The organism is Ruegeria sp. AE3, assembly GCF_056542225.1.
The window spans coordinates 178,003-190,680 of record NZ_JBQFZL010000002.1 but is presented as its reverse complement, the minus strand read 5'-3'; the positions used below and the strand labels follow the sequence as shown (position 1 = coordinate 190,680).

Annotated in this window: 13 protein-coding genes; 8 read left to right on the top strand and 5 right to left on the bottom strand. The window is 57.8% G+C overall.

Annotated elements, in window-relative coordinates:
* The first annotated feature begins 3 nt into the window (after window positions 1-3).
* Together ACR0NZ_RS07710 and ACR0NZ_RS07705 are read left to right on the top strand one after the other, a co-directional pair.
* The gene (locus ACR0NZ_RS07710) at window positions 4-678 is read left to right on the top strand and encodes an SDR family NAD(P)-dependent oxidoreductase (protein ID WP_480493961.1); all 675 of its coding nucleotides are present in this window, start codon (window positions 4-6) and stop codon (window positions 676-678) included.
* Window positions 678-1,763, top strand: a complete 1,086-nt coding sequence (locus ACR0NZ_RS07705; protein ID WP_480518011.1) for a flavin monoamine oxidase family protein — start codon at window positions 678-680, stop codon at window positions 1,761-1,763. The genes ACR0NZ_RS07710 and ACR0NZ_RS07705 overlap by 1 nt, the downstream gene beginning before the upstream one ends.
* A 202-nt stretch (window positions 1,764-1,965) precedes the next feature.
* Here the strand turns inward: ACR0NZ_RS07705 and speB are convergent, their stop codons facing one another.
* Together speB and ACR0NZ_RS07695 are read right to left on the bottom strand one after the other, a co-directional pair.
* Complete coding sequence (gene speB, locus ACR0NZ_RS07700) at window positions 1,966-2,910, bottom strand: agmatinase (protein ID WP_480518010.1); 945 nt, start codon at window positions 2,908-2,910, stop codon at window positions 1,966-1,968.
* A gap of 84 nt (window positions 2,911-2,994) precedes the next feature.
* On the bottom strand, window positions 2,995-4,086 hold the full coding sequence (locus tag ACR0NZ_RS07695) for an extracellular solute-binding protein (protein ID WP_480518008.1): 1,092 nt from the start codon (window positions 4,084-4,086) through the stop codon (window positions 2,995-2,997).
* Window positions 4,087-4,258: 172 nt separating this feature from the next.
* On the opposite strand from ACR0NZ_RS07695, the gene ACR0NZ_RS07690 reads away from it, so the two are divergent.
* The gene (locus ACR0NZ_RS07690; protein ID WP_480518006.1) at window positions 4,259-5,059 is read left to right on the top strand and encodes a helix-turn-helix transcriptional regulator; all 801 of its coding nucleotides are present in this window, start codon (window positions 4,259-4,261) and stop codon (window positions 5,057-5,059) included.
* 186 nt (window positions 5,060-5,245) lie between these two features.
* Here the strand turns inward: ACR0NZ_RS07690 and ACR0NZ_RS07685 are convergent, their stop codons facing one another.
* Together ACR0NZ_RS07685 and sfsA are read right to left on the bottom strand one after the other, a co-directional pair.
* The gene (locus ACR0NZ_RS07685) at window positions 5,246-6,943 is read right to left on the bottom strand and encodes an adenylate/guanylate cyclase domain-containing protein (RefSeq protein WP_480493959.1); all 1,698 of its coding nucleotides are present in this window, start codon (window positions 6,941-6,943) and stop codon (window positions 5,246-5,248) included.
* A gap of 86 nt (window positions 6,944-7,029) precedes the next feature.
* A complete protein-coding gene (gene sfsA, locus ACR0NZ_RS07680) occupies window positions 7,030-7,737 on the bottom strand; it encodes a DNA/RNA nuclease SfsA (RefSeq protein WP_480518004.1) in 708 nt (235 codons plus the stop codon).
* Between the two features lie 50 nt (window positions 7,738-7,787).
* Between sfsA and ACR0NZ_RS07675 the strand changes: the two genes are divergently transcribed.
* From ACR0NZ_RS07675 to ACR0NZ_RS07660, 4 genes are read left to right on the top strand one after another with little or no spacing between them, the layout of a single operon-like run.
* Window positions 7,788-8,510 carry a competence/damage-inducible protein A gene (locus tag ACR0NZ_RS07675; protein WP_480474277.1) on the top strand — a complete coding sequence of 241 codons (723 nt, stop codon included), beginning with the start codon at window positions 7,788-7,790 and terminating at the stop codon, window positions 8,508-8,510.
* On the top strand, window positions 8,507-9,217 hold the full coding sequence (locus ACR0NZ_RS07670; RefSeq protein WP_480518002.1) for a GNAT family N-acetyltransferase: 711 nt from the start codon (window positions 8,507-8,509) through the stop codon (window positions 9,215-9,217). Before ACR0NZ_RS07675 ends, ACR0NZ_RS07670 begins: the two co-directional genes overlap by 4 nt.
* Window positions 9,218-9,232: 15 nt before the next feature.
* Window positions 9,233-9,805 (top strand): peroxidase-related enzyme, encoded by a 573-nt coding sequence (locus ACR0NZ_RS07665; protein WP_480474275.1) that lies wholly within the window; start codon window positions 9,233-9,235, stop codon window positions 9,803-9,805.
* Window positions 9,802-10,704, top strand: coding sequence for an OmpA family protein (locus ACR0NZ_RS07660; protein WP_480518000.1), 903 nt, complete (start codon window positions 9,802-9,804; stop codon window positions 10,702-10,704). The genes ACR0NZ_RS07665 and ACR0NZ_RS07660 overlap by 4 nt, the downstream gene beginning before the upstream one ends.
* Here ACR0NZ_RS07660 and ACR0NZ_RS07655 read toward each other — a convergent pair.
* Window positions 10,697-11,659: a sodium-dependent bicarbonate transport family permease gene (locus ACR0NZ_RS07655; RefSeq protein ID WP_480474273.1), complete on the bottom strand. Its 963-nt coding sequence runs from the start codon at window positions 11,657-11,659 to the stop codon at window positions 10,697-10,699. The two genes, ACR0NZ_RS07660 and ACR0NZ_RS07655, sit on opposite strands and share 8 nt — an antisense overlap.
* Window positions 11,660-11,757: 98 nt before the next feature.
* On the opposite strand from ACR0NZ_RS07655, the gene ACR0NZ_RS07650 reads away from it, so the two are divergent.
* Window positions 11,758-12,675 (top strand): hydrogen peroxide-inducible genes activator, encoded by a 918-nt coding sequence (locus ACR0NZ_RS07650; RefSeq protein ID WP_480517998.1) that lies wholly within the window; start codon window positions 11,758-11,760, stop codon window positions 12,673-12,675.
* Window positions 12,676-12,678 lie beyond the last annotated feature (3 nt).

The following is a 12,678-nucleotide window of genomic DNA, read 5'->3' as shown; positions in this document are numbered from 1 at the left end:
ACAATGGACAAACCTCTCGCGATCGTCGCCGGTGCCGGCCCCGGCCTTGGACAGACGCTGGTCACGTCATTTGCTCAGAACGGATATACGGCCTTTGGCCTGAACCGGACCGTGCCGCAAGGCGCCAGTACCACGCTGGCTGTCGATCTGACCGAACAGCGCTGGAGCAGGGCAAAGCTCCGGGACATGATCTGCACCCATGGCCCGCCCAAGCTTGTGGTCCACAACACGGCGAACCTTGTCATCTCGCCCTTCGAGGAGACAAGCACGGATGACTTCGAGGCGACCTGGCGTTCCATGGTCCTGTCAGCGGTCATTCTGGCGCAAGGTGTTTTGCCCGCGATGGCCGACACCGGGGGCGGCACCTTCATCGTGTCTGGCGCCACGGCCAGCCTGCGCGGTGGCAAGAACTTCTCGGCTTTCGCTTCGGCCAAGGCAGGTCTGCGGGCATTGACCCAGTCTCTGGCCCGGGAATATGGACCCAAAGGTGTGCACGTCGTGCATGTGATCCTTGACGGGATCGTCGATACAAAAGCCAGCCGGGATCTGCACAGCATGGATCCGTCGCGGATGATGCAACCGGCAGATATCGCAGACACCTATCTCGCGCTCGCCAGCCAGCCAAGATCCACCTGGACTCACGAACTGGATCTCAGACCCATGGGGGAGACATTCTGATGCAAACGGATATTCTCATCGTTGGCGGCGGCCTGTCTGGCCTCGCCCTCGCGGACCACCTGACGCAGAGGGGTGCAGATTTCCTTCTGATCGAGGCGCAGAACCGCCTCGGCGGTCGCATCCTGACCAAAGAGCTGTCGGGTGGAAAATTCGACCTTGGTCCGGCATGGTTCTGGCCTGGCCAGCCGCGTATGGCCACCCTGGCGCAGCGCTTCGACATCCCGGTCTTCGAACAGTATTCAACCGGGGATCAGATGTTTCAGGACCAGTCCGGCGCTGTCCAACGCGCCCGCGGCTATGCGTCGATGCAAGGATCCTACCGGCTGGCCGGAGGCATGGGTGCCCTGACCGGCGCGCTTGCCGGATCGCTGGGTGCAGGGCGTATCCTGACACATACCAGACTCAGATCGGTCCGGCATTCTCCCGGCAAGATCACCGCATTTCTCGACCATGACGGCGGACCTTATTCTGTCGAAGCCAGACAGATCATGCTGGCCATCCCGCCGCGGGTGATTGCGGATACCGTCAATTTTGAACCACCGCTGGATGCGGATCAGGTCCAAGCCTTGAAAAACATTCCGACCTGGATGGCCGGGCAAGCCAAGATTCTCGCGGTTTACGATGAGCCCCATTGGCGCAACGCTGGGCTTTCAGGTGACGCCATGAGCCACCGCGGCCCCATGGTCGAAATTCATGATGCCTCCCCCATGAAGGGAGGACCTTATGCACTGTTCGGATTCGTCGGATACCCCGCCGATATGCGCGCGACACACAAAGAAGCCATGATGGACCAGGCCTTGGCGCAACTCACGGCCATGTTTGGCCCCAAGATGGCGCAACCCCTTGATCTGGAACTGCAGGATTGGGCAACAATCGCGGAAATCTCCCGCATGCAGGATCATGTTCCGGCTCGCTTCCACCCAAGCTACGGCTTGCCTTCGATCCTTAACAGCCTTGCAGCACGAGGTGTCCATTTCTGCTCAACCGAAACCGCGCACGGGTTCGGCGGATATCTTGAAGGCGCTCTGGAGGCCGCTGAGAAAGCTGCAAAACTCGCGACTCACTCAATGGAAACCAAGGTCTGACCGACATTTGACTGTCACCCTTTGTCCTGGATGGATCATTGATCTGCACGATTTCTATCGTCGCCCAAAAAGAAACTGGTTCACCGCGCCACATGCAACTTTTCGACCATTTCGCTTGGACGTCTGACGTGTTGCGCGGCCCCGATCGCTGTGCGAATGAGTTTTGGGCTGCGGCATCACTCTCAAGCCATCTCTTTATCCGTTATTTTCGCGCCTTTGCTATTAAGCAAACCATATCCAGCAAGAGCGATGCACCGGCCAAAGCTGTAATCTCTGCATGATCGTACGGAGGGGAGACTTCGACGAGATCGGCCCCGACAAGGTTGACCCCGTCGAGCTTGCGTACCAAAGACTGCCCTTGATAGGTAGACAGTCCTCCGCATACCGGCGTTCCGGTTCCGGGCGCGAATGCCGGATCAAGCGCGTCAATATCGAAGGTCAGGTAAGCAGGCCGGTCTCCTACTGTCTCTTTGATGCGCGCAACCGTTGCATCAATCCCGTTCTCGTGAACCCAATTTGCGTCGAGTACCGTGAACCCGTGAGTCTTTTCATTCAGCGTGCGCATGCCTGCCTGAACTGACGTCTCAGGGGATATGATGCCTTCGACAGTGGCATGGTAGAACATTGAACCATGGTCGATCCGCTTTGGGTGTTCTTCCCATGTATCCGAATGGGCATCAATCTGGATCAGCGAAATGGGGCCGTGGCGTTCTGCCTGCGCCTTCAGGATCGGATAGGTGACCGAGTGATCTCCGCCCATCGTCAGAAGAAAGGCACCGGATTTCAGGATTTCCCGCGCTTGGTCCTGAATTTGCAGCGCAATCTGCTCTGGAAAGCCTGGGTCGATATCACAATCGCCGTAATCAACCATGTTCAGGATTTCGAAGGGATCAAACCCCCAGGGCCAGGGCCCACCATCCCAGGCGAGGTTGGTCGATACAGCACGAATGGCACGTGGCCCGAACCTGCATCCCGGGCGATTGGTCACAGAGAGATCATAGGGAACGCCCCACGTGACCATATCCGCGCTCTCCAGATTGCGGGAATATTGTCGCCGGAACAGACTTGTCGCTCCGCTAAAGGTCGGCTCATACCCCATGCCCATTTCGTTTTGCGCCAGAAAGGCGCGGTCGGTTGAAGTCACCATTATTGGCTCCGTTCATTTTGATGATTGCTGCCCGAGTGGCGGGGCGTTGCAATTCTTTCCCGCCTTTGCCGGGCTTGGTAGGATTCAGGTGCCGGATTTTACATTCGTCCAAAGACGGTTGCGATTGCGCAGCGTTTTCGCGCCGACACTCAGATCAGGGAAGAGTCGTCTCAATGTCGCCTCATCCGGGTAGATTCCCGGATCAGTCAGAATGGCTTCATCTACGAACGTATCTGCTGCGGAATTCGCATTCGCAAAATAGACGTAGTTGGACACTCCTGCGATGACATCAGGCCGCAGCATGTAGTCAATGAATCGATATGCCTCATCCGCCCGTGTTGAATCCACCGGAATGGACATGAGGTCGATCCACATCAACGTGCCTTCGCTCGGAATTGTATACAGAATTTCGACACCATTGCCGGACTCCATGGCGCGGGCCTGAGCTATGCCGGCATCACCACTGTACATCACTGCCAAACAGGCATCTCCACCGGGCAAGTCTGTAGATGCTTTCTGGTTGTGAAAATAACGAATGGACGGCGTGACGGCCTCGAAGAGGTCCTGAACCCTGTCGAGATCGGCGGGGTCATCGGAGTACGGGTTAGCCCCGAGATAGTTCAGCGCCACTGAGACCATTTCTACCGGTGAGTCCAGCACGGCAATCCCACAGTCGGCAAGCTTGGCGGCGATCTGAGGATCAAAAAGAACGTCCCAGGATGTGATGACATCCGTGCCCAGTCGCTCTTTGATCATGGTTGGATTGTAGGCAAGCCCTACTGTGCCCCAAGTGTAAGGTACGCCCAATTGCCGGGCACCGGGTATACTGTCGAGCGACGCCAGAATTTTCGGATTGAGATTGCCGTAGTTGCTCAGACGCGCGGGGTCGATCGGATGCAACGCCCCGGCCTGAAACTCTCGTTGCGCATTGGACGCGGCGGGGAAAACGACATCGTAACCTGACGCCCCTGTCAGCAGCTTGGTTTCAAGAACTTCGTTTGAATCGTAATAGTCCAGGCTGACATGTGTGCCGGTCTCCTTTTCGTAGTCCGAAACTGTCGTTTCACCAAAGTAATCAGCCCAATTGTAGATTGAGAGGTCTTCGGCTGAAGCCGGAAAAGCGATCGCGAGGTTTGAGGCAATGGCAACAGCCGAAAGGCCAAAATGCGGTTTCATTGTTTCTCCTCCTTGTTGCAGGATTCCGCCCTGAATTTTCACGTCCGGAGAGGCTTTGGTGACGAGGCACAGTCAGCACCCCGGGCGAGCGTTCTGACATCAACAATGGAATCGAATGGCCATCACTGTAAATTTGCGGTAAGATATATATCTTTAGTTATAGGAATTGGCTATGTTACCAGATAGCGGCGACATCTCGGCGGCCAAGTGGGATGAGATCTACGCAATCTTGTTGGAGCGGTTGGAAACAGACTTCTTCCCAACAGCTCTGAGGAAGATGTTGGAACTGCATGTCAGTTTTGAATCGATGATCCTCACGCGCTATCAGGATCAAGCACCACCTGTCTCGCTCTATCACGATCTCGACGACGTGCAGGCGGCCATATCAATTCAGTTTTATGCAACCGGCCCATACCTGCTGGATCCGTTTTCGCAAGCGTGTAGATCGGGAAAAGAACCCGGCGCTTACCGTCTGGCCGATTTAGTCAATGAGGCGTTCTTTCGTTCAGAGTACTACCGGACCTTTTATCGCAAGGTTCGGATCAGCGATGAGTTGGGGGTGCTGATAAGGCTAAACAGCGGGGACTGGGTCGTGATATCCCTGTCGCGAGGCGCCCGTCAGCCCCGGTTTACCCCTGAGGATGTCGCGAAGATCAATTCCATCCATAAGACCCTGTCGGCCGCCTTGATCCGAAACTGGAACCTGAGGGGTGCCGAAAGACAACCGGAAGCCCTGAATCAGGTTGAGGAACGGTTGGCCACTTTTGGTGCGGACAGGTTAAGCCCAAGAGAAGCCGAGGTCGTGCGCCTTGTTTTGCAAGGCCACTCAGCCGGCTCTGCTTCCGCATTTCTCGGGATCACCGAAGGTACAGTCAAAGTGCATCGCCACAACGCCTACTCCAAGCTGGGCGTCAGTTCACAGGCAGAGTTGTTTTCCGCAGCCACTCGATATTTGGCATCAAAGCCATCTTAACTTGGGAAATCCGTAGAACTTTCTTGTGAATGCGGCCAGGGCCGAGATTCACAAGGTGTTCTGGGTGCTGCGGGTGCAACCCACATTGCCGGCATTCGCTACGGGCGCAAAATCAGGACCTGGGCGAACTGACGGTTTTACGGGCTTTGAGGACGTGTTTGCCAGCACAATCCGTTTTCAGCGCCGCTATTCTGGCATCCCTGCCCGTCGAAGCGCCTCAAAATAACGTTCAGCGCCTTCTGAACCACCATAATCCACGTTGCTACGCCACCTCGAGATCGTTTCGCTAGGTTCCAATTGCAGCATCTGCATCAAAGCTGCAGACGCTTTTTCAGTTTCCCCAAGCATTGCGTGTGCAGCAGCTCTCGTGCTGTGAAGAGCGGCATAATCCTTTGAGAATCGCATACCTGCTTCTGCATAGGCGATGGCATCACGGTCTCGGCCGAGCATTACGCAAGAAGTGGCGGCACCTCCGGAAGCGCCCACGAAAACAGCCCCATACCGGCCCAAGCGAAGCGCCGTTTGAAAGCAGCTTAATGCCATTTCAGGAAACCCAGCCCAATTATACCCCCACCCCATAAACAAATGAAGACGGGCATCTAACGGTGCTCTTTTCTGGATTTGTTCAAGCGCCACGGACAACTTATCTGCATCCCCGTCCACATTATAGTCAGCCACGGCGACACTCAGATCAAGCGTTGGGTTTTGACCTGCCATGCGTCGCCCGGCCTCAATCCAAGATGGCAGTTTCTCGTAGTAGGTCGACAGTTCGCAACGCAGATTGTAAGTCCTCGCGCCATTCATTGTCCAAATAGCTTCGGCATAGGCGGCCGTGAGAGTTGGTTTGGCTTCAATCGCCTTGGCTTGATACGATAACGTTTCTTCGTAGCTGTCGATCCCTGCTCCAGACCAAGCGATCATACCCTTCAGGACGCATTGCTCGGCAGTTAGTTCGTTTTCAGGCAGTACCGAAAGCTTTGCGGTCTCAAACTCGATCAAGGTTCCGCTTACGGCGTCCAACAGCTTTTCTACCACCTCATCTTGCCAATCGAAGATGGCTTCGACCACCCCATCGAACTTCTCGGTCCAGATTTCAGAATCAGAAGGATCATGTAAGCGGGCTTCCAGACGCAATCGATCCCCGTATCCACGTAGCACGCTACGAAGTGCATATCCCTTTGATGGTTCCGTCGAGGATACCGCTGCATTCAACCAGTTGATTGTTCGAAAATAGGAACCGAAATCCGAAGTCAGAGCTGCGGCCATTTCCTTTAGTTCAACGCGTTGGTCGCGGCATGAGACGGGATAAATGGAGAGCCTTGGCAAGTTCGTTTCAGCGAAAGAAACTGCTCTATGCGTGGGTGCCACGTACAGTCCATGATGCATCCAGACATCTAGGCTGCGCTCGATGTTCTTAAGCTTCTTCTTCCCGACAGATTCGAAAGCAGCCGCCAGAGTGCGGTCAAGGTTCAAGTGTACTGGTTCAGAAATAGCGATGCCGCCGGATGGAGCAATGCTCTCAAGCCGCGCAGCAATGTTTACACCGTCACCCAGTATGTCGTCGGCTTTTTCTGTAATATCCCCAACATGAACGCCGATCCGCACTTTCATTAACGGGTGCTCAGCCAATTGTTCCTGTATCTGAATTGCTGCAGTCACAGCTTGTGCCGCACTGTCAAATCGAACCAACCAACCATCGCCCACGCTTTTCACGATCCGACCTGATTGGCCCACTATTGTTGGAGTGACGATGTCGGTTTCCAGATGATCGAGCATTTGCAGTGTTGCTTGCTCATCGTTATGCATGAGTGCCGAATACCCGACGACATCAGCGGCCAGTATTGCCGCCAACTTTCGTTGCAAATGTAGTCCATTGTTCGACATGCACTCGACAATAGTTGATAAGCCTCTTCAGACCAACTTGCTAAAGACGATGTCCACTCTGGGCGCCTCGCACCCGTTCAGAGCCATCAGACACCAAACCGGGTTTCACTCGTGTCAACCCAAACCCCATCCGGCGATATCCGCGTCCCGCAAATCATCCGCTCTACGCCCATAGCCTGTGCCGCCTCGAACGCTGCTGCATAGGACGGGTCGATATCCGCGGCCAGCGCGAACCGGTCGCAATCGGTGCGTTGCACCAGGTACAGCATGATCGCCCGGTGCCCCTGCGTTGCCATCTGTGCCAGCTCGCCCAGATGTTTGGTGCCGCGGGCGGTGACGCTGTCGGGGAACTCGGCCAGACCGGGTTGGCGGGAGAGGGTCACGCTTTTGACCTCGACATAGGCATCTGGCAGGCCGGGGCCGCTCAGCAGGAAGTCGATACGGCTGTTTTGCCCGTATTTCACTTCGGGCCGGACGGTTTCATAAGCGGCCAGATCGGGGATCTCGCGCGCCTCAAGTGCTGCCCGCAAGGCCCGGTTCGGGACGGAAGTATCGACCCCGGTGAAATGCCCGTTTTCGTGATCCACCAGCCGCCACCCGAATTTCAGCTTTTTCTTTGGGTCGTCATTGGGCTCCAACCAGATCAACTGGCCCGGTTCAGCCAACCCCATCATGGATCCCGGATTGGCGCAATGGGCGGTGACTTCGCGCCCGTCGTCCAGCCTGCAATCGGCCAGAAAGCGTTTGTAGCGACGGATCAGGCGGGCGGGGATAAGAGGGGTTCCAAAACGCATGTCTCACGGCCTATACCTGCCCCTGAAGACGATCAAGAGGAGTCCGCGCCATGGCCAATCCAACCGCAGCAATGCTGGTGATCGGGGATGAAATCCTGTCGGGCCGCACCCGCGATGCAAATATGCATTATCTGGCGCAGGAGCTGGCAAAACACGGCATTGATCTGAAAGAGGTTCGCATCGTCAGCGATGACGCCCCCGCCATCGAAGCGGCGGTCAAAGCGCTGTCTGACAGCCACGACACCGTCTTTACCAGCGGCGGCATTGGCCCGACCCATGACGATATCACCGCCGATTGCATTGCGCGCGCCTTCGACACCCCGATTGACGTTCGCGACGACGCGCGCGCGCTGTTGCAGGCGCATTACGACAAGTCCGGGCTGGAACTGAACGCCGCCCGCCTGCGCATGGCGCGTATCCCGGATGGCGCGACATTGATCGACAATCCGGTCTCGACGGCGCCGGGTTTCACCCTGAAGAACGTGCATGTGATGGCCGGGGTGCCGCTGGTGTTTCAGGCTATGGTCGCCAGCGTCCTGCCCACGCTGACCGGTGGCAGCCCCTTGTTGTCGCAAACCCTGCGCGTGGACCGGGGCGAAGGCGATATCGCTGCAAACCTGTCTGCGCTGGCCGAGGATTTCAGCGATCTGTCCATCGGTTGCTATCCGTTTCAGATCAACGGGGCCTTTGGGGCCAACGTGGTGGTGCGCGGCACCGATGGCAGCCGGATTGACGCGGCCATGACCCGTCTGGCGAAAGAGCTTGCGCTTTGAGCGGCGACTGGGCTGACATCGTCGACGGCACATGGCCTGCCGCGCGGTATCGCAGGCTGGGGCCGTTTCAGCTGCGCGAAGGGCAGGGCGGTGGCTCGCGTGTTTCTGCGGCCAATGCACTGGCCCCGGCCAGCGATGCCGATATCGACGCGGCCGAGGCCGCGATGCAGGCCATGGGGCAGAAATCCATCTTCTGCCTGCGTCCGGGGGATGAGGCGCTGGATGCAAAGCTGGCGCAACGGGGATATGACATCCTTGATCCGGTCAACATCTATACGTGCCCCGTCTCTCACCTCACCGATCAGCCGATCCCTCCGGTCATGGTGTTTTCGGTCTGGGAGCCGCTTGAAATCATGCGTGAAATCTGGGCGGCCGGTGGGATCGGGCCCGAACGTCTGGCGGTGATGGAGCGCGCGAAGGGTCCCAAAACCGGTTTGCTTCTGCGCCACAACGACAAGCCCAGCGGTGCAGCCTTCGTAGCGATGCACGACGATGTCGCGATGCTTCATGCGCTTGAAATCCTGCCCGCGCACCGCCGTCAGGGGCTGGGTCAGTGGACCATGCGCGCCGCGGCGATTTGGGCAGGTGACAACGGCGCTCAAAGCCTCAGTGTGATCTGCACCAAGGCCAATGAAGGTGCCAATGGTCTCTATCGCGCCCTCGGGATGGAGATCGCCAGCGAATACCATTACCGTCACCTTGTCTGAGCAAAAGGGGTCGCCATGACACAGAAAGACATGCCCACCGCGCTGAACCTGCCCATGGTCGATCCACTGCCGCCGGAAACGCAGAAATATTTCGATATCTGTGTCGAAAAGCTGGGCATGGTGCCGAATGTGCTAAAGGCAAACGCCTTCGACATCGACAAGCTGAACACGTTCACGGCTATGTATAACGATCTGATGCTGGCCGACAGCGGCCTGTCCAAGCTGGAGCGCGAGATGATTGCCGTGGTCGTTTCGTCGATCAACAAGTGCTTCTACTGTCTGGTCGCGCATGGTGCCGCGGTCCGGCAGCTTTCGGGCAACCCGCAACTGGGTGAGATGCTGGTGATGAATTACCGTGTTGCACCGATCGAGCCCCGGCAGCGCGCGATGCTGGACTTTGCCGCCAAAATGACAACCGCCAGCGCCGAGATCGAAGAACCCGACCGCCAGAAACTGCGCGATGCAGGCTTTACCGACCGCGATATCTGGGACATTGCCAATGTTGCCGGGTTCTTCAACATGTCCAACCGGGTGGCCAGCGCCACGGCAATGGTGCCCAACCCCGAGTATCACGCGCAGTTTCGATGATCCGGTCAGCCGCCCTCATTGCCACGCTTTTTGCGGGGCCGGTTCTGGCGCAGGACCTGACCCTGCCAGCCAGCGCCCGCCAGATCAGCGACCGCACCTCGCCGTTGGACAGCTATGACCTGCCAACGGGGCCTTTTGCGAATGGCGCGGTGCCTGCTGACACCCTCGAAGGCCGGGTTGAACGCTACACGTGGCGGCTTCAGGCGGGCTCCAGCACAACCCTCCAGCTACTGGCCCCGCTGCGCGACCAGATCGAGGCGCAGGGCTACAAGATTCTGTTCGAATGTGATGCCCGCGCCTGTGGCGGGTTCGACTTCCGCTTTGGCACCGAAGTGGTACCGACCCCGGATATGTATGTCGCCATTCAGGATTACCGTTTCCTGTCGGCCACCAAGGGGTCTGTTGCCCTCAGCCTGCTGGTCAGCCGCAACCCCCCGGACGGGTATGTCCAGATGATCCGCGTCACGCCCCAGAAAGCACCGGACCCTGTTCCGGTCGTGATCGAACAGGCTGTCGAGGGGTCGGGCGGGCTGCTCGAAGCACTGGCAACATCGGGTCACGTGATACTGGACGATCTGCATTTCCCAACCGGTGAGGTTGCGCTGGACGAGGGGACTTATGCCTCTCTGACCCTGCTGGCCGGATATCTGGCCGAAAATCCCAAGATGCGCCTGGCGCTGGTGGGGCACACCGATGACACCGGCGCGTTGCAGGCCAATATTGCGGTCAGCAAAAGTCGGGCCGAGTCCGTCCGCACCCGTCTGATTGATGCGCATGGCGTGGCCGCCGACCGGATTGAGGCACAGGGCGTCGGCTATCTGTCCCCGCTCACATCGAACGCAACCCCCGAAGGGCGAGAGCTGAACCGCCGGGTCGAGGCGGTCTTGCTCGTCAACTGACCCACCACAGGTACAGCGGCAATCCGACCGTGATGTTGAACGGAAAGGACACACCCAGCGACAGGGTCAGATAAATCCCGGCCTCGGCCTTTGGCAGTGCGATTTTCATGGCGGCCGGAACCGCGATATAAGACGCCGAGGCCGACAGCACCATGAATAGGAACAGGCTGCCTTGCGGCAATCCGATTACCGCACCGACGGCCCAGGCCATCAGCGCGCCGATCAGGGGCATCAATACGCCAAAGGCGAACAGGCCAACCGACAGTTTGTCGCGATTGCTGATCAGGCTACGCCCCGCCGAAAGGCCCATATCCAGCAGGAACAAGCACAGGATGCCGGTGAAAGGCGTGACGATGAAAGGCGCGATCATCTGCATGCCGTCACCCCCGGTAATGGCCCCGATCAGGAACGCCCCGGTCAGCAGCACAATTGATCCATTGGCCAGCAGATCACGCCACAGCTTGTCATCCTTGACGCCATTTCCGCCGGTCTTGTGCGCCAGCCACAGCGCCGACAGAATGGCCGGTACCTCCATCGCTGCCGCCACCGCTACCATGAACCCGTCATGGGCAAGACCTACCAGATCCAGCAGACTGGTGGCGGTGACAAAGGTGACAATCGAAATCGACCCGTAATGCCCTGCGACCGCCGCAGCGTTCAACGCATCCAGCCGTGTCATCATCCTCAGCAGGGCAAAGGCCACGAAGGGGATGGTAAAGGACAGGGCCACTCCGCCCAGCAGGGTCAGGAACAGTTGCAAATGGATGCCGTGCGCGGCCAGGCTGGCACCGCCTTTGAACCCGATGGCCAACAGCAGGTAGAGCGACATGAACTTGGCCGCGCCCGCCGGGATAGACAAATCGCTGCGCACAAAAGCGGCCAAAAGCCCTAGGGCAAAAAACAAAATGGTGGGCACCAGCAGGTTGCTAGACAGCGTCTCGATCACTCCGGGCATACTTGACTCCTGATCCCTCGTTTCAGGGCTAGGTGCCTTGCAAAATTGATTTCGCCAAATACTATCTTGTTAAGTTTAATATAGTTCCAGGTTATGAAATGCGTCCAACCCTGCGCCAATTGGAATACATCGTCACGGTCAGCCGCCTCGGACGGTTCAGTTTGGCCGCCGAAGTGCTGAATGTCAGCCAACCCAGCCTGTCGGCGCAAATTGCAACCGTAGAACAAGAGCTTGGCGTTCGGATCTTTGACCGCAATCGCGGCGGAATTCAGGTGACCACAAAGGGGGAAGAGTTCATTTCGCGCGCGCAAAGGATCCTTGCCGAGGTCAAGGACCTGCGCCACGCCATGACCAACGATATGCCCGTTGGCGGAAGGTTGCGGTTAGGCGTTTTGCCTTCGATCGGGCCATACCTGTTGCCGCAAGCCATCAAAGAGGTGCACCGCCTGCGCCCCGGATTACGCATTGTCGTGCGCGAGGAAAACACCCGCGATCTGGAACAGGGCCTGAAATCCGGTCGATTTGACCTGATCCTGTCAACGCCCGAGGATCACCCCAATACCGTGCAACACCGCTTGTTCAACGAACCCCTCTGGGTCGCGGTGGCTGTTGACGACGTTCTGGCGCAGGACCCACAGGGCGTCAGTGCCGCCGACTTGCAGAACCGGCTGTTCCTGACCCTTGACCAAAGCCACCGCCTGTCGCGCATCGTCTATGCGCTGGCAGCGGAATGCGGCGGCGTGGTTTCGGATGAATATGAAGGCACGACGCTTGATTCCATTGTTCTGATGGCGGCTTCGGGGGTTGGGGTTGCGGTACTGCCTGATCTTTATGCTCGCAGACAGGGGATCTACCGCGACGAGGTGCGCCTGCGACCGCTGTCCATTCCCAATGCAAATCGCGATATCGCATTGCTGGCGCGCAATGCCGAAACGCCGCCGCCGGGCCAGAACGTATTGATGGAAAGCCTGCGCTCTTCCGCGCGATCCATGGGTCTGACGGTGATCGGTTCATAAAAA

Excerpts from the sequence above, each read along its gene's own strand:
- ACR0NZ_RS07695 (WP_480518008.1), bottom strand. The coding sequence starts at position 4,086 with ATGAAACCGCATTTTGGCCTTTCGGCTGTTGCCATTGCCTCAAACCTC.
- ACR0NZ_RS07655 (WP_480474273.1), bottom strand. The coding sequence starts at position 11,659 with ATGCCCGGAGTGATCGAGACGCTGTCTAGCAACCTGCTGGTGCCCACC.
- ACR0NZ_RS07675 (WP_480474277.1), top strand. The coding sequence starts at position 7,788 with ATGGCCAATCCAACCGCAGCAATGCTGGTGATCGGGGATGAAATCCTG.
- speB (WP_480518010.1), bottom strand. The coding sequence starts at position 2,910 with ATGGTGACTTCAACCGACCGCGCCTTTCTGGCGCAAAACGAAATGGGC.
- ACR0NZ_RS07710 (WP_480493961.1), top strand. The coding sequence starts at position 4 with ATGGACAAACCTCTCGCGATCGTCGCCGGTGCCGGCCCCGGCCTTGGA.
- ACR0NZ_RS07665 (WP_480474275.1), top strand. The coding sequence starts at position 9,233 with ATGACACAGAAAGACATGCCCACCGCGCTGAACCTGCCCATGGTCGAT.
- ACR0NZ_RS07705 (WP_480518011.1), top strand. The coding sequence starts at position 678 with ATGCAAACGGATATTCTCATCGTTGGCGGCGGCCTGTCTGGCCTCGCC.
- ACR0NZ_RS07650 (WP_480517998.1), top strand. The coding sequence starts at position 11,758 with ATGCGTCCAACCCTGCGCCAATTGGAATACATCGTCACGGTCAGCCGC.
- ACR0NZ_RS07685 (WP_480493959.1), bottom strand. The coding sequence starts at position 6,943 with ATGTCGAACAATGGACTACATTTGCAACGAAAGTTGGCGGCAATACTG.
- ACR0NZ_RS07690 (WP_480518006.1), top strand. The coding sequence starts at position 4,259 with ATGTTACCAGATAGCGGCGACATCTCGGCGGCCAAGTGGGATGAGATC.
- sfsA (WP_480518004.1), bottom strand. The coding sequence starts at position 7,737 with ATGCGTTTTGGAACCCCTCTTATCCCCGCCCGCCTGATCCGTCGCTAC.
- ACR0NZ_RS07660 (WP_480518000.1), top strand. The coding sequence starts at position 9,802 with ATGATCCGGTCAGCCGCCCTCATTGCCACGCTTTTTGCGGGGCCGGTT.